The organism is Streptomyces sp. NBC_01446 (assembly GCF_026340095.1).
Lineage (GTDB): Bacteria > Actinomycetota > Actinomycetes > Streptomycetales > Streptomycetaceae > Streptomyces > Streptomyces aureus.
Genome location: NZ_JAPEPO010000002.1, coordinates 170,006 through 187,821 on the forward strand (window position 1 = coordinate 170,006; position 17,816 = coordinate 187,821).

General features: G+C 68.5%; 18 protein-coding genes and 3 pseudogenes. 9 read left to right on the plus strand and 12 right to left on the minus strand.

Annotated features, from left to right (window positions below; all coding sequences use genetic code 11):
• Window positions 1–182: 182 nt before the first annotated feature.
• Together OG456_RS38165 and OG456_RS38170 are read left to right on the plus strand one after the other, a co-directional pair.
• A complete protein-coding gene (locus tag OG456_RS38165) occupies window positions 183–320 on the plus strand; it encodes a hypothetical protein (RefSeq protein WP_266570796.1) in 138 nt (45 codons plus the stop codon).
• A gap of 7 nt (window positions 321–327) precedes the next feature.
• Window positions 328–627, plus strand: a pseudogene (locus tag OG456_RS38170) (transposase); the annotation flags it as partial.
• A gap of 41 nt (window positions 628–668) precedes the next feature.
• Here the strand turns inward: OG456_RS38170 and OG456_RS38175 are convergent.
• Window positions 669–1,715 (minus strand): GlxA family transcriptional regulator, encoded by a 1,047-nt coding sequence (locus OG456_RS38175; RefSeq protein ID WP_266569708.1) that lies wholly within the window; start codon window positions 1,713–1,715, stop codon window positions 669–671.
• 143 nt (window positions 1,716–1,858) lie between these two features.
• Between OG456_RS38175 and OG456_RS38180 the strand changes: the two genes are divergently transcribed.
• Together OG456_RS38180 and OG456_RS38185 are read left to right on the plus strand one after the other, a co-directional pair.
• Window positions 1,859–2,689: a dienelactone hydrolase family protein gene (locus OG456_RS38180; RefSeq protein ID WP_266569709.1), complete on the plus strand. Its 831-nt coding sequence runs from the start codon at window positions 1,859–1,861 to the stop codon at window positions 2,687–2,689.
• Window positions 2,690–3,446: 757 nt separating this feature from the next.
• Window positions 3,447–4,556 (plus strand): mechanosensitive ion channel family protein, encoded by a 1,110-nt coding sequence (locus OG456_RS38185; RefSeq protein WP_266569710.1) that lies wholly within the window; start codon window positions 3,447–3,449, stop codon window positions 4,554–4,556.
• A gap of 12 nt (window positions 4,557–4,568) precedes the next feature.
• Here OG456_RS38185 and OG456_RS38190 read toward each other — a convergent pair.
• Window positions 4,569–4,813: pseudogene (locus tag OG456_RS38190) on the minus strand (Na+/H+ antiporter); the annotation flags it as partial.
• A 156-nt stretch (window positions 4,814–4,969) separates the two neighbouring features.
• Here OG456_RS38190 and OG456_RS38195 point away from each other — a divergent pair.
• On the plus strand, window positions 4,970–5,473 hold the full coding sequence (locus OG456_RS38195; protein ID WP_266569711.1) for a hypothetical protein: 504 nt from the start codon (window positions 4,970–4,972) through the stop codon (window positions 5,471–5,473).
• On the opposite strand, the gene OG456_RS38200 is transcribed toward OG456_RS38195, so the two are convergent.
• Together OG456_RS38200 and OG456_RS38205 are read right to left on the minus strand one after the other, a co-directional pair.
• Entirely contained in the window at window positions 5,470–5,679 is a 210-nt protein-coding gene (locus OG456_RS38200; protein ID WP_266569712.1) for a hypothetical protein, read from the minus strand. The two genes, OG456_RS38195 and OG456_RS38200, sit on opposite strands and share 4 nt — an antisense overlap.
• Window positions 5,680–5,770: 91 nt before the next feature.
• Window positions 5,771–6,109 carry a DUF6233 domain-containing protein gene (locus OG456_RS38205; protein WP_266569713.1) on the minus strand — a complete coding sequence of 113 codons (339 nt, stop codon included), beginning with the start codon at window positions 6,107–6,109 and terminating at the stop codon, window positions 5,771–5,773.
• 63 nt (window positions 6,110–6,172) lie between these two features.
• Between OG456_RS38205 and OG456_RS38210 the strand changes: the two genes are divergently transcribed.
• Window positions 6,173–6,523: a hypothetical protein gene (locus OG456_RS38210; RefSeq protein WP_266569714.1), complete on the plus strand. Its 351-nt coding sequence runs from the start codon at window positions 6,173–6,175 to the stop codon at window positions 6,521–6,523.
• 221 nt (window positions 6,524–6,744) lie between these two features.
• On the opposite strand, the gene OG456_RS38215 is transcribed toward OG456_RS38210, so the two are convergent.
• From OG456_RS38215 to OG456_RS38235, 4 genes and pseudogenes are all read right to left on the minus strand, one after another.
• A complete protein-coding gene (locus OG456_RS38215; RefSeq protein WP_266569715.1) occupies window positions 6,745–6,996 on the minus strand; it encodes a hypothetical protein in 252 nt (83 codons plus the stop codon).
• A gap of 711 nt (window positions 6,997–7,707) precedes the next feature.
• Window positions 7,708–8,352, minus strand: coding sequence for an IS21-like element helper ATPase IstB (gene istB / locus OG456_RS38225; protein ID WP_266569717.1), 645 nt, complete (start codon window positions 8,350–8,352; stop codon window positions 7,708–7,710).
• A 135-nt stretch (window positions 8,353–8,487) separates the two neighbouring features.
• Window positions 8,488–8,968 (minus strand): annotated as a pseudogene (locus tag OG456_RS38230) (transposase family protein).
• Window positions 8,969–8,987: 19 nt separating this feature from the next.
• Complete coding sequence (locus OG456_RS38235) at window positions 8,988–9,812, minus strand: ISAs1 family transposase (protein WP_266569718.1); 825 nt, start codon at window positions 9,810–9,812, stop codon at window positions 8,988–8,990.
• On the opposite strand from OG456_RS38235, the gene OG456_RS38240 reads away from it, so the two are divergent.
• Together OG456_RS38240 and OG456_RS38245 are read left to right on the plus strand one after the other, a co-directional pair.
• On the plus strand, window positions 9,781–10,821 hold the full coding sequence (locus tag OG456_RS38240) for an IS701 family transposase (RefSeq protein WP_266569719.1): 1,041 nt from the start codon (window positions 9,781–9,783) through the stop codon (window positions 10,819–10,821). The two genes, OG456_RS38235 and OG456_RS38240, sit on opposite strands and share 32 nt — an antisense overlap.
• Window positions 10,822–11,060: 239 nt before the next feature.
• On the plus strand, window positions 11,061–12,524 hold the full coding sequence (locus OG456_RS38245; protein ID WP_266569720.1) for a hypothetical protein: 1,464 nt from the start codon (window positions 11,061–11,063) through the stop codon (window positions 12,522–12,524).
• Between the two features lie 221 nt (window positions 12,525–12,745).
• Here the strand turns inward: OG456_RS38245 and OG456_RS38250 are convergent, their stop codons facing one another.
• On the minus strand, window positions 12,746–13,255 hold the full coding sequence (locus tag OG456_RS38250; RefSeq protein WP_266569721.1) for a transposase family protein: 510 nt from the start codon (window positions 13,253–13,255) through the stop codon (window positions 12,746–12,748).
• Between the two features lie 594 nt (window positions 13,256–13,849).
• Here OG456_RS38250 and OG456_RS38255 point away from each other — a divergent pair.
• Window positions 13,850–14,386 carry a DUF5994 family protein gene (locus OG456_RS38255; RefSeq protein ID WP_266570724.1) on the plus strand — a complete coding sequence of 179 codons (537 nt, stop codon included), beginning with the start codon at window positions 13,850–13,852 and terminating at the stop codon, window positions 14,384–14,386.
• 213 nt (window positions 14,387–14,599) lie between these two features.
• On the opposite strand, the gene OG456_RS38260 is transcribed toward OG456_RS38255, so the two are convergent.
• From OG456_RS38260 to OG456_RS38270, 3 genes are all read right to left on the minus strand, one after another.
• Window positions 14,600–14,848 (minus strand): hypothetical protein, encoded by a 249-nt coding sequence (locus OG456_RS38260; RefSeq protein ID WP_266569722.1) that lies wholly within the window; start codon window positions 14,846–14,848, stop codon window positions 14,600–14,602.
• Between the two features lie 88 nt (window positions 14,849–14,936).
• The gene (locus OG456_RS38265) at window positions 14,937–16,178 is read right to left on the minus strand and encodes a PP2C family protein-serine/threonine phosphatase (RefSeq protein ID WP_266569723.1); all 1,242 of its coding nucleotides are present in this window, start codon (window positions 16,176–16,178) and stop codon (window positions 14,937–14,939) included.
• Window positions 16,179–16,460: 282 nt separating this feature from the next.
• Complete coding sequence (locus tag OG456_RS38270) at window positions 16,461–17,807, minus strand: IS701 family transposase (protein ID WP_266569724.1); 1,347 nt, start codon at window positions 17,805–17,807, stop codon at window positions 16,461–16,463.
• Window positions 17,808–17,816 lie beyond the last annotated feature (9 nt).

The window sequence follows — 17,816 nt, forward strand, 5'->3', positions numbered from 1 at the left end:
CGACGACTATAGAGCGTGTCTCTTTGAAGTGGTGGTCAGTTGATCGGGTGTGTCTGTCCGATTAGTGATCAAGTACCGCACGAACTCGCCCTGGAGAGACCTGGCCCGACGAGCTCGGTCCATTCCAGACCGCTCACAAGCGGCTGGTCAGATGGACCGTCGACGGCACCTGGGAACGGGTCTTGGCTTCTGTCCTGGCAGCGGCGGACGCCGACGACGACATCGACTGGACCGTGTCGGTGGACTCCACCGTCGTCCGGCCCACCAGCACCCCGCCGGGGCGCTCAAAAGGGGGCAGCAGGACGAGACGAGCCGGCTGATCACGCGCTCGGACGCTCCCGCGGAGGCCTGAGCACCAAGGTCCACCTGGCAGCCGACGGCCGGGCCCGGCCTCTGGCCTTCACCGCCACCGCAGGCCAGGCTGGTGACGCGCCGGCCTTCGAGACGGTGATGGCCCGCATCCGCGTGCCCCGAGCGGGCCTGGGCAGGCCTCGGACCAGGCCCAACGCTGTTCTGGCCGACCGTGCCTACTCCTCGCGTGCCATCCGGGCGCATCTTCGGCGCCGGGGAATCCACGCGGTCATCCCGCAGCCGTCCGACCAGATCGGACACCGACTCCGGCGAGGCCGCATCCTCATCTGGGCACAACGCTGACCAAGAGGCAGAACCTAGGCGCCGCCGTCTTGGGCGGACGCCTGGGCCGTGCGGCGGAAGGCGGCGCGGTACGCGCTCGGGCGGTGGCCGGTGTGGCGGGCGAAGAGGGCAGCGAAGGTACCAGGGTCCTGGTAGCCGACGGCCGCGGCGACGGCGGCGACGGTGCGGTCGGTGGTCTCCAGCAGATGGCGGGCGCGGCGGACCCGGGAAGCCTGCAGATGGGCCAGCGGGCTGCGTCCGGCCTCTTCGGAGAAGCGGCGCAGCAGCGTGCGGGTGCTGACCCGGAAGGCGTCCGCGAGCGTGGCGAGGTCGTACCGCTCGGCGAGGTTCTGGTCGAGCCGCCGCATGACGCGCTGGGAGAACTCCCCGCCGGGCTGCGGGAGGAGTCGCGGGTCGACGTACGGGGTCTGGGAAGTTCGCGCGTCGTCGACCAGCGCCAATCGTGCGGTGTTGCGGGCCACCCGAGCGCCGTTGTGTCGGCGGATCAGGTCCAGCGCGAAGTCGTACATGGCGCTGAAGGCGGCCGTGGTCGTCACCCCCGTGTCTGTGACGACCAGGTGCTCGGGCCGCACGTCGGCGTTCGGGCAGCGCCTGGCCAGTTCGCCGGCGTGCAGCCAGGAGGTGGTGGCCCGGCGCCGGTCGAGGAGCCCAGCCTCGGCGAGCAGGAACGCGCCGACGCAGAGGGAGACGACGGCGGTGCCGGCGGCGGCCTGCGCGCGGATCGCCGCGATCTCGGGGGCGAGCCGGGCGAGCCGCGCGTCGAGGTCCGTGTCCGGGCGCAGTTCGAAGCCGGGGACCACGAGGACGTCGACCTCGCGCACGGGACGCACGTCCAGCCTCGCGCCGCCCGAGGCGGTGACCCGGCGGCGGGGCGAGATGACCGACACCCGGTAGCCGGGCGCGTCCGGTCCGGCGACGTGCCCGGCCATCGTCATCAGGTCGGGGACGCCGAATACTTCGGACGCGAAGCAGTCCGGGTACGCCAGGACCCCGACCCGCAGCGCATCCGGCCCGGCGCCCGGACCCGCACGCTCCTTTGCCTGCCGCGTCGCCTCGGCCATCGCTCCTCCCGTACCCCCTGGTTTCCCTGGCCCCGTGTCGCCGACCGCGTATCGCTCGCCTTCCTCGCGTGTGGCGAGATTACCCCTGTCCTTGGCGATCCCGCTCCTCACCCGGCGGCCGGCTCCGGGGCCAGGCTGGCCCCATGAGCTTCGACGATCCGATCACCGACTTCACCCGCCGCAGCGTGGCCGTGGAGGGGGTGGAGAAGACGGTGTACGTCGCCGGGGTCGGGCCTGCGGTCGTGGTGCTGCCGGAGATGCCGGGCATCAGTCCCGACGTCTTGCGGCTCGCGCGCTGGGTGCGGGACGCGGGCTTCACCGTCCATGTGCCCTCCCTGTTCGGGACGGACGGCGCCTTCCCCACGGTCGAGGGCGGCCGGGAGGTCGTCCGCCGCGCTTGTGTCGGCGCCGAATTCCGCGCCTTCGCCGGGGGCGGCACCAGCCCGGTGACAGTCTGGCTACGCGGCCTGGCGCGCCAGGCCCACACCGCGTGCGGTGGGCCAGGGGTGGGTGCGATCGGCCTGTGCTTCACCGGCAATTTCGCCCTCACCATGGCCCTGGAGCCGGCGGTGATCGCCCCGGTGGTCAACCACCCGTCGCTGCCGCTCGACGACCCCGGCGGACTCGAACTCGACGCGGCGGACGCGCGCGCGGTGCGCGACCGGCTCGACCGCGACGGACTCACCGTCCTCGCCTACCGCTTCGAGGGCGATCGCTGGTGCACGGGGCAGCGCTTCGCCGCCTACCGATCGCTACTGGGCGACGCCTTCGACGGGCGTGTCCTCCCGGACAGCGCCGCCAACCCGGCTCCGCCGCCCTTCTTCGCCGATCTGGTCGGCACCCCGCACAGCGTCGTCACCGCCCATCTCGTCGACGAGGCCGGCCACCCCACCGTCCGGGCCCGCGACGAGATCCTTGCCTTCCTCACCGACCGCCTGCACCCGCATGGGAACCGACCGCTGCCCGCCACGTGACCGGGCCCTGGCCCGCCGGACACCGCGACCTCACCGCCATCGCCCTCGCCGACACCCTCATCTGGCTCGACCAATGATCGGTCTTCTGTGTGATGGGGACTCAGTTTCGGGTAGTCAGTGTCCGCGTTGGTGGCGAGTTCGATGCAATCCGCTGGCTGACCGACGAGCAGGTACTCCAGGAGTCGGAGGAGCTGCTCGACCCCCACATGCACCGCTTCACCCACAAGTTGCAACACGTTCGAACCAGGAGAAATCGCGGGTAGCCTCGGCACGTTCATGCCCCGCGTCCCCATGGGGAGTCGTGACCGCGAGGATGGGGAATTACCTGACGCTCAAGTCCTCGGAAGTGGGGAATTGTGCGACCGCTGACAGATGGAGGCCGCGCTGACGCCAGAACATAGGGACTGGCTTCCAGCCGTCGACGCCCCGGTGTTCACCGACCTGCGCCGGCCGTCAGCACGGATACCGCAGCAGAAGACACGTACGCGCCGCGCCACCGGGGCGTCTGGCAAGGCGTCCTGACATTCTATCGGCATGGGTTCAGTGTGATCCTGATCCGGGGTCGCGTTCGCTCTGCACGATCTCAAGGTTCCGCTCGAATCCGATGCCGGTCGCCCTGCCTCGCAAAAGAGTCGAGGACTCGTCGAGCACGGCGCTGCAGGACAGCGTGAGTCGCGCTGAGTTGGGCAAGGCTGATCGGCACGAGGCCCCCTTCGGTGGTTAGTTAGAGGTGGCCGATCCCGGTTACCGTCGAGTCATGGAGAACGTACTGCGCCCACTGATCGTCGTCGGTGGCTCGGTCGTGCTTACCCTGCTGGTGGGGTGGGCCGTCGACCGTCTGCTGCAGCGCGCCGACCGCCGGCATCACGAGACCCCGCTGTGGGGCCTGCTGCGCCGCTGCCGACTACCCCTCCAATTCGTGCTCTGCACGGCCCTGTTGAGAGGGTCGTACGACCAGGCGAAGATCGCCGAGGATCACTCCGCGGGGATCGGACAGACCCTCAGTCTCGTCCTCATCGGTGCGACCGCCTGGCTCGTCGCGCGGATCGCGGCCGCGATCGTCGAGTCGTCCTACGCCCGTTATGCCACCACCCATCGCGATCCGGCCCGGGTCCGCCGGGTGCGCACCCAGGTCACGCTGATCCAGCGGGTCGTGATCGCGATCGTCGGCGTGGTGGCGGTGGCCGCGATGCTCTTGACATTCCCCGCGTTCCGGACCGCGGGCGCCTCGCTGCTCGCCTCCGCCGGTGTCCTCGGCATCGTCGCCGGTGTCGCCGCCCAGTCCACGCTCGGCAACCTCTTCGCGGGACTGCAGATCGCGTTCGGCGACATGGTGCGGATCGGCGACACGGTCGTCGTGGACGGCGAATGGGGCACCGTCGAGGAGATCACGCTCACCTTCCTCGCTGTACGCACCTGGGACGAGCGCCGGATCACGATGCCGGTGTCGTACTTCACGTCGAAGCCGTTCGAGAATTGGTCGCGCGGCGGCGCCCAGATGACCGGCACCGTCTTCTTCCACCTCGACCACAGCGCGCCGGTCCCGCAGATGAGCGAGCGACTGCACGACACCCTGCGCGAGTGCGCCGCCTGGGACGGCCGCGACTGGGGCCTGGCCGTCACCGCCACCACCCCCAGCACGATCGAGGTCCGCGCCCTGGTCACGGCCAAGGACGCGGACGACATCTGGACGGTGCGGGTCACGGTCCGTGAACAGCTGGTCCGCTGGCTGGCCGAGCAGCACCCCTACGCGCTGCCCCGCATCAACACGGCGACGGCCCTGATCGCCTCCGACGAGGCGGCGTCCGCCCTCCCGGACCACGTGATCGAACGCAACGGCCGCGCGCCGCGCATCGGCCGGGGCTGACGATCGGCACTGCCGCAGCACCCGGTCGACGACCTCCGGGTCGGCGCCCGGTTCGCTGCGCGCGCCTGGATCCGCCGGCTCCGCTTGATCCGGGCGTACCGCTTCGCCTGCGACTCCCGTCGTTCCTCCACCCCCAGCTCCGAGTTGATGCGAAGGCCGATGTCGTACGCCCGGCGCACCATCTCCTGCACCTCCTCCGGCAGTTCCTCGACCTCCTTGAGCCGCCGCTTCACAGCCTTCGCGGCGCGCAGCGGCAAGCGCGAGGAGCTCGCGGCTCCGACGGTCGCGGACAGCGGGCAGTCCATCGATCCCATCCGTATCGGCCAGGGGTACTTCCTCGAGCCAGACGGCCAGGTGGCGAACAAGCCCTACACGCTGCTCCGGACCGCCCTCGAGCGAAACTCGAAGGCCGCGTGGCGAAGTTCGCGTGGCACGGCCGCGAACGGCTCGGCCTGCTCCGCATCAAAGACAACGCGATCATCCTGCACGCGATGCGCTGGCCCGACGAGATCCGCTCCCCCCAGAGCCTGGCCCCGGGTCCGGTCGAGCTCACCGAGGACGAGATCGGCAAGGCCCTTGCCCTCATGGACGCACTGGCCACCGACGACATCCCCAAGGACGTCGCCGTCGACCGGTACACGGAGGCGATCTCCGACCTGATCACCGCCAAACAGAAGGGCAAAGAGCCGTCGCACGCGGCGGAGGAAGAGGCGCCGGCCGGGGCGGTCGTCGACCTCATGGTCCAAGAGTCCGTGCAGAAGGCGAAGGCATCCCGCGGCGAGGGCGCGACCGTGCATGAGCTGCCGAAGAAGACCGTGGCCGAGAAGGCCGCCGCGAAGAAGACGGCCGCCAAGAAGACCACGGCGAAGAAGGCCAACAGGAAGTCGCTGGCGAAGAAGCCACAGCGCAGCGCCTAGCGAGAGATGAAGGCGACCACGCATACGAGCGCGACGAGGGCTACCGCTGCAGTCAGCATCACCGGCCGCAGCATGCTCGTCCGGCCGGTCTCCAGCCCGACAGCCTGGGCCGCACAACAGCAAGCTTCGCCGTTGAGGACGGGTGAGTCGAGCCAGTATGCGCCGAGGAGCTCGGCGCGAACGGGGGTGCGGTCGGTGATCTCCATACCCAATCAACGATCAATATGATCAGCCCGCACGGCCCGTCAACGAAACGACCGGCAATCCACGCATCTGGTTGATTGTGCTCTCGTCCTGCTAGTCGAGCAGCCCGAGCTCTGTGTCGGGTCTGCAGTGGGGGCAGGCGTCGACACCTTCGGTCACCGCGCGGATAGCCTGATCTCGGTCGACGCCGCGTGATCGTTTGCCCGCCATGTGACAGCCGCCGACGTGAACGTACACGGGGTCGCGGCCATCGAGGCCCATCTCGATCAGCCAGTCAAGGGTCGGCGGCTGGACCTGCGCGCCACGTTGGCGTTCCGTCTCGCGGCGTTCCTCGGCGGCGATCCATCGGCGGGTGCGGTCCAGGTCTCCGACCTGCACACGCTCCAGGAAGCGCAGCAGGTCGAGGCGTGTCGGAGCACCGGAGTCGTTCATGTGTTCGATACTATGACTGCTCGCTGACCACCGCAGCCAGGGGGCGAACAGAACGGAGCAGCGATGGACGCCAGCAGCACGCTGCGGATCTTGAACGTCGACCCCCGCCAGCTCCCGCCCGCTCCGGCCACAACCAGCGGAGCGGAGGCCTTCGCCCGGATCAGCCACACCCCTCAGCCGTGCGTCGCCTGCGGCCGGCCCGCGACGACCACCCGCATCGTCGAAGTCCCCCAGACCGGCTCGCGCTGGATCGACACGTGCACGCCCCACATGATCGCCACCACCAAGACGGCCGCGACGCGCGCGCCCGAGTCTCAGGTGCTGGCCAGCCTTCGCGACGCGGTACGGCACGCCGGCATCGAGGCCGCGCTCCTCACCGCCCCACTCACCGAAGCGGAGTGCTCCCGCGGGTGACCGCCGCTACCGCCTCACGCTCACGACGACCGCGGGCCGCACGGTGATGGATGGCCGGTGGTCGAACATCGCGACGGCGGAGCGCAAGTTCCGATCGTGGATCGGCAGCTACAGCGCTGCGAGCGCCGCATCGCACTGGCGGAGGGAGCAGGCAGCGGACGCCACATGGACCGAGTTGAAGGCCTGGCCAGACGGCGAGGCGTAGCGGCCCCCCGCGCTCGTCAGGCCGCCGCAGTGTCAGGCTCGGGGTGACGCACCGCGCGCTTCAACGCCATCTCGACGTCGAACCGCGACTCCCCCGACTCTTCCTGGAACCGGCCGATGGCCTGCTGCACGGCGAGCGCCGTGGCCACCGTCAGCCGCCCCTCCTGGATCTCCGTCCAGGCAGCGCGTTCCAGTTCGATCAGTTCGTCAGGAAGTTCGATAGCCACGTCGCATTTTAAGATGCCGGCGCCGGCGGTCCACTCGGCCACATCGCGGCGTCGGGAAATTCTTCGGCATCGCCGAAGCCCTGACCATGCATGTCCCAGCCTCTCAACGTCCCAGCCGGTTCCTTCCACCAGGGAAAACAGAGGGTCGCTGTCCCAGCATTGCTGGAACAAACGGACACATCGGTCGCCCTGGGACGAACACGTCCCTGTGGTCGGGCGCTTCACCTGGCGAGTGAGCGCTTGAGTTGGCGCGCCTGCTCATTGGCCTGTTGCGGAGCCGTGGCGGAACCCGCCGCCATGGATGATCCTCCCGTGGCGACGGCTCGGATGCAGAGCGGTCGTGCGGCGGATCGCGACCAGGGCGGCGTCGTCGTCGAGGCGTCCGCCGGCGTGCAATGCAGGAAATTCCGTCCTTGGGTATGCAATTAGCGGGCGTGGGGCCAGACGTTCGGGAGGGCGATGGCGGTGGTCTCGGGCTGCTTCGCGCGATGCGAGACGCGCACGACAGCGGCGGAGTTGGTCGCTGGACTGTTGCTGGAAGTGGACACGCGGAACTGCTGGACGCTCGCGCAGGCGCTGGGACACCCGGGGCCGCACCGGCTGCAGCACCTGCTGTCCCGTGCCCGGTTCGACCACGAGGAGGCCCGGAAGGAGATCACCCGCCTGGTGATTGGTCGGTGGCGGACCTCGCCGCGAGGACGGGCAAGACCGTGATCGACATACGCAACCTGTTGAGCGTCACCGGTCTGTAGGTCAGCCGGCGGGGTCGAGAGGCTGGACGCCCTGGCCGGTGGTGGCCTGGGTCAGCCGCAGCGAGGAGCCCTCGGTGAGGACGATGTGCGCGTGGTGCAGGAGCCGGTCGACAGCGGCGGTGGCCAGGGTCTTCGGCATGATCGAATCGAATCCTGAGGGATGCAGATTCGAGGTCACGATCACGGACCGGCGTTCGTATGCGGCGTCGATCACGCGGTAGAACGCCTCGGCGGCGGCCTGCCCGCTAGGCAGCATGCCGATGTCGTCGACGACGATGAGATCGGACCGGGTGATCTTCGCGACGGCCTTGGGGACCGTGTTGTCGACGGTCGCTCTGCCGAGGTGGGCGGTCAACGATTCCAGGGTGAACCAGGACACCTTCATGCCCTGGTCGATCGCCTTGTTCGCGAGTGCTTCCGCCAGGTGACTTTTCCCCGTGCCGGACGGGCCCGCGCAGGCCAAGTTCTCCGCGCGGGAGATCCACTCCAGTGTCATCAGCGCGTGCTGGGTCGGGACCGGGATTGAGGAGTCCTCCTCCTTCCAGGACTCGAAGGTCTTGCCGGAGGGGAGTTGGGCCTGCTTGCGGTGGTTGCGGCGGGTGGCCTCGTCGCGGCCCTTGATCTCCGCTTCCAGCAGGATCCGCATCACCTCGGCCGGTCCCAGCGTTGCGAGCGGGCGGTCGCGAGGACTTCGGGGGCTGCCCTGCGCAAGTACGGGAACCGCATCCGCTTGAGCACGATCTCCAGCTCGGGCGGGATCGGCGGTGAGCCTTTTCCAACCTCACGTTGATGCGTGGTGAAGGATGAGGACGGCCTTCACGAAGTTGGTGATGCGGTTCGTGCTGCACCGGAGTTTCCGTAGGAGGCGCCAGCCCTTGAGGGTGGCCATGGCCTGCTCGCCGAGGCAGCGGATCTTGGCGTGTGTGCTGTTGTGCCGGCGCTGCCACCGCTTGAGGCGACGGCCGCGGAAGGGTACCCGGATCGAGCCACCGGCGCCCTGATACGCCTTGGAGGGTGGCCAGGATGTCGACGGCCTCGCGTATGTAGCGGAAGACGGTCGCGATCCCGATGCCGAACCCGGCCGCGAGCTGGGCGTAGGTGTCACCGCACCGCAGGTGGGCCAGGGCCAGCAGGGCCTGGCGTGCTGGCGGAAGCCGCCGCCACCGCGTGCCGATCTCTTTGCGCCTGGCTGTCAGTTGCCCGGTCAGGAACCGCAGGGTGCGGGTGGACAGATCGATCGACGACCAGGGCCATTGCATGATCGCGATCTGTCCGGGTTGGTCATGTGAGGCCGAGGGCTGACAGCGGGCGGTGGTAGTCGCGGCTGGTGTGGCGGAGGGCGGCGGCGATGTTGGTCTCGCCGTTCTGGCGGAAGAGGCTGACGGCGAGGTTGCGCAGGCCGGCCATGGTGCGGGGCAGGTGGCCGGTGCGGACCTTGGAGTCGTCCTCGCGGAAGGTGCGGTCACGGACGTGGTGCAGGAGGTTCTCGATGCCCCAGTGGCCTCTGATCCAGGCGGCGAGCTGGGCCGGGGTGGCGTCGTAGATGTCCAGGCTGGTGATCACGTAGACCCGCTCGATGGTGAGCTTGCCGGTACTCAATTCCCTGCGCCATCGGACGACTTGGATGGCCTGGCGGGCGCCGGGATAGTCGAGGTGGCGGAAGGCTGCGACCTTGAGCTGGCGGATCTCCACGCGGTGGTGGGCCTTGTCGCGGGTGCGGTGCTCCAGCGGGATGTCGGCCCACGGCAGCTTCCTGACTTGCGCATACAGAGCGGGATGGTTCTTCTTGACGACGGCCAGGTAGTGGGCGCCGCGCATGCGGAGGTAGGCGCCGTGGGCGTGCTGGGTGTGCAGGGCGTCTGTGGTCAGCACGGTGTTCTCCAGATCGATGGTGTCCAACAGGGGCTGGAAGGAGGGGATCTCGTTGCTCTTGGAGGTGATCTGCCGCTGGGCCAGGACCACGCCGTGGTGGTCCATCGCGGCAAGCAGCTGGATCGCGGTGGCCGTGGTGGTGCGGGAGCCGCGCACGGTCTTGCCGTCGACGAACTCGCCGGGCAGGACGTGGTGATTGGTCGTGGACGAGACGGGCGACGCAAAGTCGTCCACGGACTGTGTGGGCGCCGGCCGGCAGTACTCCGGTGCGATCGGCGGCGTGGGACTGTGCCAGGTGGCGGTGCATTTGGCGGTGGTCACCGCGACGACGAAGGTGATCATCGATCGGGCCCTGTATCTCCCGGCGGACTGGGCCGCGGACGAGGAACGCCGCGGAGCGACCGGGGTGCCGGAGGAGATCGGGTTCGCGACGAAGCCGCAGCAGGCGTTGACCATGGTCGCCGATGCGCTCGCGGCCGGGATCGAGGCCCGCTGGTTCGCGGGCGACGAGGTGCACTGCGGACGCGAACTGCGCCAGGGGGTACGGGCGTTGGGACTCGGCTACACGGTCGGGATCGCCGCTACATATCAGGTCACCGACGGGTCCGGCCGTCGGTGGGAGGCCCGCAAACTGATCAACAAGGTGCGGCCCGGGCAGTGGATGCGAAGGCAGACCGGACACGGCACGAAGGGCACCCGCGAGTACGACTGGGCCTGGCTCGATGTCCGTCCCGACGATGCTCCCGCCGAGAACGAGAACGAGAACGCAGCCGGTGTAGGGGCCGGGACGAGTGTGCTGGTCGCGCGGCGGCACCGTTACACCGGCGAGGTGTCCTACTTCCGCTGCTGGACTCCCGGCAACGTCTCGCTGGGCACACTGGTCCAAGTGATCTCCCGCAGGTGGCGGATCGAGGAGACCTTCCAACTCGCCAAGGGTTTCACCGGACTCGACCAGGGTCAGGTGACCTGCTGGAACTCCTGGATGCGCTGGTCACTGTTCTCCCTGATTGCCGCCGCTGTCCTCGCCCTTACGACCGCCGCCGTCCACGAGGCCACCGAGGAGCAGCCTGAACTCGTCCCGCTGACCTGCCCCGAACTCATCCGTCTCCTGCGGGCCCTCACACTGCCCCCACCAGTCCGCGACCGGGATCACGTCCTGCACTGGACCGCCTGGCGCCGCCGCCACCAAGCCGTTGCGACAGCGTGCCACCAGCAACGACACCGCCGTCACGACCAGCCGTGATCAAGAACTACAGCTGCCGTGTCAGTCGCTGGGGAAGGGCATGTCGCGGTCAATATGGCCCGAGGGCATCCGTGCCGTACCGACATGCAGCAGCCCACAGGAGATGCGATGCGTCACCGTCCCGAGCCACCTGAGCCCGCGCCCGATGGGCGTGCCCCCCCAAGCGATCGAAGTGGTCGCTGCGCGGGCGAGGCCTGAGGGCGACCCCAGCCTCCCTCGCCGGGCGGCGCGGAAGATCGGTGACACGGAAGCGATGGCTGCTCGTGCTGTCCCTCGGACTGATCACGGGTTCCTTCGGTTCCAGTGGCGCGATGGCCGTCGGCAGCGTCGAGTCCGCCGCCTCGCACTGCGACACGACACCGACCGGCAGCCGAGCCCAGGACTACTTCCTGCATTTCACGCTGCCGCCTGGCCTGATGCCTGACCCGCAGTTCGACCGCCGCCCGGCGAGGATCCAAGTTCACCGCGTCCGGCCTGTCTACGTCCACGGCAAGTGCCGGAATGTTCCCAACAGGGCTGCAATGCTGGTCCATGGCCGCAACCTCCCTGGCACGCCGGTGTTCGACATGCGACACCCCGCCCCCGGAGGTGGGACGCTCAGCATGCAGCGAACCCTCGCCCAGGCGGGAATTGACACCTTCGCCCCAAGCCTGCTCGGCTACGCCCGCTCGACGCGGTTCCGCCATGGACTCGACGATCCCGGCAACGCAAGCCTCAGGCCAAACCTCCCAGACGGCTCCTGCCCCTACCCCGAGGGATGCGACCGCAGCAACCTTCCCTTCTTCCGCCTCGACCAGCAGGGAACACTGCTCCTCAATAATCCGCTCGACGGGCAGCGGCGCGCGCACTCCAGCAACTATCGCTTCGGACGCATCGACTTGTGGGTACGCGACATCCGACAGGTCATCGATGACGCGATCGCGCGGTCCAGGCCGACGGACGGCAAGGTCACGTTGGTCGGCTACTCGCTCGGCGGGCAGCACGTCGGCCGGACCCTGTACGCGGCCAACCCGGTGCTTCCCGGCAGCGCCGCTGTCATCGCGAAGGTCAACCGCGCCGTGTTCGCAGAATCGATCTTCGGCACACCGACCGAGGAGGTGACACCGGCGACGGGCTTCACGTCCTTCCCGACGAACCTCACCACCCGATCGGACAGCGACTCGACCTGGGCGATGGCCCCCGAACGGGACGCTGCCTGCACCGGCCACATCGTCCCCAGCAGTCAGCAACAGCTCTGGACGCAGCTCATGGAGGAAGACCGCCTGGGCAGCACATGGGGAGGGGACCGCGACCATCCGACCGGCGTCAGCCACGCGCCGACCTTCTCCAGCTACGGCTGGAACGCCGCCGTCGCGCAGCAGCAGACCACACCCTCACTGGTCATCAACGGCCTTGAGGACAGGACGCCTCTCGCGACACCGACCGACGCAACGGCGCTCTACAACAGTCTTGGCACAGCGAACAAGGTGCAGGTGCAGGTGCAGTGCGCGAGCCACGCGATTCTGTGGGAGGGGTGCTCCGGCCCGCGCTGCACCCCGCTATCAGGAACGCCTTACGGTGGGCGCCCCGGCCGCCGCTGGGCCGGCCCCCATGCCACGGTCCAGGCGGCGATGATCGAGTGGATCAAGAACGGCACCTTCAACTCCGCGAAGAACGGTCGCTTCACCGTCAACGCAAGCGGGGTGGTGACGCCGTCCCCGTGACAGGCAGGACGAGGCTGCATGCTCGCGCCCCAGGCGGCAGGGGCCCCATGGCTCCTGCCTCATGTCCACGGACAGCGGTCCGTCCGGGTGAGCGGACAGGTGATCGCTTGGTGGGCGGACAGCTCATGTCCTGGTGCGGTATGACTTTTCGTCCCTCGGATGGCTCCTGGGACGATGACCGGTGTGACGGGTGAAGAGGATGTACTCAAGCGTGCGGTGACTCAGTTGCGTGCGGCGGAGGACGCGGTGATCGAGGCCCGCAGGAATTTGACTTCGGTGATCGTCGCGGAACGCCGGGCCGGGGTGTCGGTCGCGATCGCCCGCAACGACGGCTTCGGCGGCGGCTCGGACAGCTGTGACGATGGCGTTCGGGCCTTCAGGTATGCGCCGATGGCCGCGTCGAGGGCATCGCCGTCGACGCGTTGGAGCAGGCGGCGGACCGTGGCCGCGTGCGGCACCGGCCGGATGCCGGTGAGCGGGTCGGCCGGGAAGCCGAGGAGCCTCAGGGCGGACTGCGGGGCGTCCGTTATCCATTCGCCGATCGCGACGAGGGAGCGGGCGCCGGCCAGGACTGCGGCGGCGGCCGCACAAAGCAGCGGGAGCATGGGATAGCGCCGTCCTCGCAGGCCGCGTGGATCGGGCACCCAGATCAGGAAGCGACGCAGGTCGGCGGCGTCCTGCTGGGTGACGCGGAGGTTCGGGAGGGCCAGTTGGTCCAGCCTGGCGGGCATGGGAGATGATGTTCGGGCAGGCACGGTCTCGCTCGGTTCTCATGGGTCTCGACAACCACATGATCACCAGCGCCGTGCCTGTACTGCTTCCCGGGAACATCCCACCTGGTACCGGAACATGACGTCACGTCACACGCGAGACCGGCGAACCGGACCGATCGCGAACACGCAATGCCCCTGGATCGACGACGGATAGACAAGCACGCGAAGCTCCTGGCGGAAACTGGTGATCTTGGTCAAGAACCCGTCTACCAGGAGCTTCGTCGTTACGCAGGACCGTCCAACTCGCGGTCAGCGCCGCTAGCTTGGAAAAGGCACTCTGTATTCGGACGCTGACAACCACCACGACTCTCACCATCGTGACGACAGGTCAGCACCTCCAGCCGAGTGCACCGCTCAATTCGAAGACCCGTCAAAACGTCCTGATATTCGTCGCCCCGAAACCGTCCGGCGGGCTGTATCCGAGAGTATCCTGAAATTACCGGGAACATTTCGCATAAGAGTTTCTAAGCTCCTGTCGTTCTCGGCGATTCACAACACCGGGCCGGTGTACACCGGCCCGGGGACAGGTCCGCGTCATGACCGCGGCCATTTCTGTATACGTCGGCGGTCGAGGAGCGGACCTTTTCGCTGCCGCTGCGTCTCGCGCTCGCCTCAACGGACACACCTGGTGCTCTTCTGGACGGTGCCTGGTGGCCCCGCTCCCGCGACCTGGCGGCGGAACTTGCTGCGTTGACTGCGGTGCTGGATCCCCTTTGGGGACGCATCACGCATGTCACGGTGAACCCGACCCTATGGCCGGTCATCCCACGGAAGGTGCCCGTTGATGGGCACGTGGTGAGCGTCGGCTGGTTCAAGGCCGAGCAAGACCCCCACAAGCTGTTGCTGCTCTCCTACGCCGTCGGCCGCTGGGACCTGCTGGTGATTCCGCCGCAGACGGATCCGGCCATCGCCGCCTGGCTGATGACCGCGGCTACCGGACCGCTGCGCAGCCACACGCCGAGTGATCTGCTGGAGAGGGCCGAATTCCAACGGATCGTGACAGAAGCCGACCAGGCCCGAGAAGCGGTCTGGGACTCCGAGGGCGGCCATGGCGCCCGTGTGACCGCGCCAGCACGCTCAGCGTCGTGATGCTCGAAACGGCCCCGGTGAAACCGCCGGGGCCGTCCTTTCAGGCGCAACACGTGAGAGTGCGCAACCCACAATCCACGCTACACCTGCAGGTAGCTTCCGACGTGATTCCGTAGTCTGTCGCGAAGCATGAGCACATTCTGCTCGGACTTCAAGCACCGACCGACCGGGCTCAGCAGCTGGCAGCGTCCGGCGTCGCCGATAGAGTGCTTGCTATTCCGCATTACCGCGGCATTGCCCCTGGACACGGAACCAGAGTCCGGGAGCGTAGATCGATTCGACGACAGCGGCTTCGCCTTTGGTCATCCTGAGGATCCGCAATGCGCCGCTCGGAAGCAGGTCGTACTCGTACGTGGCGGGCGACTCACCCTCGGTGATGTCGTCGTAGGAGATATCTGCGGCCGCCAGCGCCGCGTATTCCTTGGGGGGTCGGTTCTCCACCAGCTTGATGAACACGCTCATACCTTGACGATAGATCCCTCGCGGTTTTCTCGCGTGACATGCCAGATCTCACCGCCAACGGCCGCACCACCAGTCGGGCGGTATCGGCTCATTCCAGGGTGGCAAGGTGGTCGGCGGCGCCCCCGCGCCACTCGATCAGGAAGAGGGTCGCGTCGTCGCTGGTGATCCCGCCCCGCTCCTGGATCAGGGTGTGGGAGAGGGAGCGCACGACCGCCCGAACCCCTTCCTCGGCGTGCTCGATGCGGTTGACGCAGGCGATGAGTTGCTCCTCGCCGAACTGCCCGCCGCGGGCATCGTGCTCCTCGATCAGGCCGTCGGTGAAGCACAGCACCCGGTCGCCGACCTGGAGCGTCTGCTCGCTGAGCTGGGGCTCGTCGCCGCCGAAACCGACCGGCAAGGTGGTGGGGCTGTGCAGTTGCCGGACGACCTGTTCGTTGCGAATCAGCAGCGGCGCGGGGTGGCCGGCGTTGACCCATTGCAGGTGGCCTGTGGCAACGTTCAGGCGCATCATCTGTGCGGTGACGAAGTGCTCGGGCCCGAACTGCCCGGCGATGGCCCGGTCCATGAACGCGTAGATCCCGGACAGCCCGACCTCGGTGCGTCGGGCGTGCCGGTAGGCGCCGATGGCGACGGTCGCCATGGTGGCGGCATCCAGGCCGTGGCCCATCGCGTCGACCGTGGCGACGTGCAGGATGTCGTCGTTGAGGGAGTAGTCGAAGCTGTCGCCGGCGACCTCGTAGGCGGGTTCGAGGATGCCGGCCACCGCGACCTGCGGGGTGGACATCGACAGCGGGGGCAGGAGGGACCACTGGATCTCCGCGGCCACGCTCATCGGCTCGCGCCGTCGGGTCTGGGTGAACTGGTCGGTGTAGCTGTTCTTGGTGACCAGCATGTGGGCGGCCAGGTCAGCCAGTCGGTGCAGCAGCCGCCGGTCGTCGTCGTCGACGGTGTCCAGGGTGAGCGCCAGCACCCCCACCTGGTCGCTGCCGTCCAGCAACGGCAGGTACATCCGCACACCGTCTGCCTGCGGCACCTCGACGCGGGCCCCGCTCCGGAAGGCCGTGCCGGCGGGGGAGCCATCGATCGGCGCGTGCTCACCGACGGTCAGCCGCCTGCCCGGCAGCGGCACCAGCATCAGCTGTTCGTAGTCCTGCAGGAGGACCGAGACGTCACGGCCCCCGACCCGGCCCACCACTTCCACGATCAGCGGGGCGATCAGATGCGGTGGCATCTCGTGGGCCCGCTCCAGCAGCACCCCCAGCAGCCGCTCACCGAATCCTTCCGACCGGTCCACCTCACCCTTTTCGGGCTGCGACTCTCCTGCCGTCACAGCCGCACCCGCCTTTGACGGATCCGCTCGAAGACCCAATCACGTGATCGGTACACACGGGCTCCTGATACGACTGTCAATCCGCACAGCCTGACGCGGCCAACCGGCCCCACGAGCCGATTACGCCAACGGCAGCATGTCACACCAGGTCAGGAGACGTGGCTCTCAATTCCGATGTCCAAACAGCGGCTCCCGATCTCGCTGCCCGAGTGGCTCCGAAACACCCTGTCGAAAACACTCGCCCCAAGGTCGGCGTACCGTCACGGCAGCTGTAGTTCTTGATCACGGCTGGTCGTGATGGCGGTGTCGTTGCTGGTGGCAGGCTGTCGCGATGGCTTGGTGGTGGCGGCGCCAGGCGGTCCAGTACAGGACGTGATCGCGATCGCGGACTGGTGGGGGCAGTGTGAGGGCCCGCAGGAGACGGATGAGTTCGGGGCAGGTCAGCGGGACAAGCTCGGGCCGCTCCTCGGTGGCCTCGTGGACGGTGGCGGCCGTAAGGGCGAGGACAGCGGCGGCGATCAGGGAGAACAGTGACCAGCGCATCCAGGAGTTCCAGCAGGTCACTTGACCCTGGTCGAGTCCGGTGAAGCCCTTGGCGAGTTGGAAGGTCTCCTCGATCCGCCACCTGCGGGAGATCACTTCCACGAGCGTGCCGAGCGAGACGTCACCGGGAGCCCAGCAGCGGAAGTAGGACACCTCGCCGGTGTAGCGGTGCCGACGCGCGACCAGAACGCTCGTCCCCGCCCGGTTCTCGTTCTCGTCGGGAGCGTCGTCGTGGCGGACGTCGAGCCAGGCCCAGTCGTACTCGCGGGTGCCCTTGGTGCCGTGTCCGGTCTGCCGGCGCATCCACTGTCCGGGCCGCACCTTGTTGATCAGTTTGCGGGCCTCCCACCGGCGGCCCGCTCCGTCGGTGACCTGGCACGTGGCGGCGATGCCAACCGTGTAGCCGATCCCCAACGACCGCACACCCCGGCGCAGTTCGCGCCCGCAGTACACCTCGTCGCCCGCGAACCAGCGTGCCTCGATCCCCGTGGCGAGTGCGTCGGTGACCATGGCCAGCGCCTGCTGCGGTTTCGTCGCGAACACGATCTCCTCCGGCACCCCGGTCACCTCGCGGCGTTCCTCGTCCGCGGCCCAGTCCGCCGGGAGATACAGGGCCCGATCGATGATCACCTTCACTGTCGCCGTGACCGCCGCCAGATGCACCGCCACCTGACACAGACCGACACCGCCGATCGCACCCGAGTACTGCCGCCCCGCCCCCACGCAGTCCGTGGAGGACTTTGCATCGCCCGTCTCGTCCACCACCAACATCACGTCCTGCCCGGCGAGTTCATCGGCCACCAGGCGGGCGATCTCTGCCCGGGCCCGTTCGTGGTCAAAGCGGGCGCGTGACAGCAGATGCTGCAGCCGGTGCGGGCCCGGGTGCCCCAGCGCCTGCCCGAGCGTCCAGCAGCTGCGCGTGTCCACCTCCAGCAGCAGCCCCACGACCAACTCCGCCGCCGTCGCCCGCGCCTCACGCCGCGCGAAGCAGCCCGCGACCGCCCCCATGGCCCTCCCGAACGTCTCGCTCCACACCTGCTCGGCTATCGTGGCTTCCACGGCCACCGCGTCCTGATACGTCGTCACAAACGTTCA

Bases quoted from the DNA above. Each gene is read 5' to 3' on its own strand.
- OG456_RS38175 (WP_266569708.1), bottom strand. From the start codon at position 1,715: ATGGCCGAGGCGACGCGGCAGGCAAAGGAGCGTGCGGGTCCGGGCGCC.
- OG456_RS38210 (WP_266569714.1), top strand. From the start codon at position 6,173: ATGGACGCCAGCAGCACGCTGCGGATCTTGAACGTCGACCCCCGCCAG.
- OG456_RS38260 (WP_266569722.1), bottom strand. From the start codon at position 14,848: ATGAGCGTGTTCATCAAGCTGGTGGAGAACCGACCCCCCAAGGAATAC.
- OG456_RS38200 (WP_266569712.1), bottom strand. From the start codon at position 5,679: ATGGAGATCACCGACCGCACCCCCGTTCGCGCCGAGCTCCTCGGCGCA.
- OG456_RS38180 (WP_266569709.1), top strand. From the start codon at position 1,859: ATGAGCTTCGACGATCCGATCACCGACTTCACCCGCCGCAGCGTGGCC.
- OG456_RS38205 (WP_266569713.1), bottom strand. From the start codon at position 6,109: ATGAACGACTCCGGTGCTCCGACACGCCTCGACCTGCTGCGCTTCCTG.
- OG456_RS38250 (WP_266569721.1), bottom strand. From the start codon at position 13,255: ATGCCCGCCAGGCTGGACCAACTGGCCCTCCCGAACCTCCGCGTCACC.
- OG456_RS38185 (WP_266569710.1), top strand. From the start codon at position 3,447: ATGGAGAACGTACTGCGCCCACTGATCGTCGTCGGTGGCTCGGTCGTG.
- istB (WP_266569717.1), bottom strand. From the start codon at position 8,352: ATGCGGATCCTGCTGGAAGCGGAGATCAAGGGCCGCGACGAGGCCACC.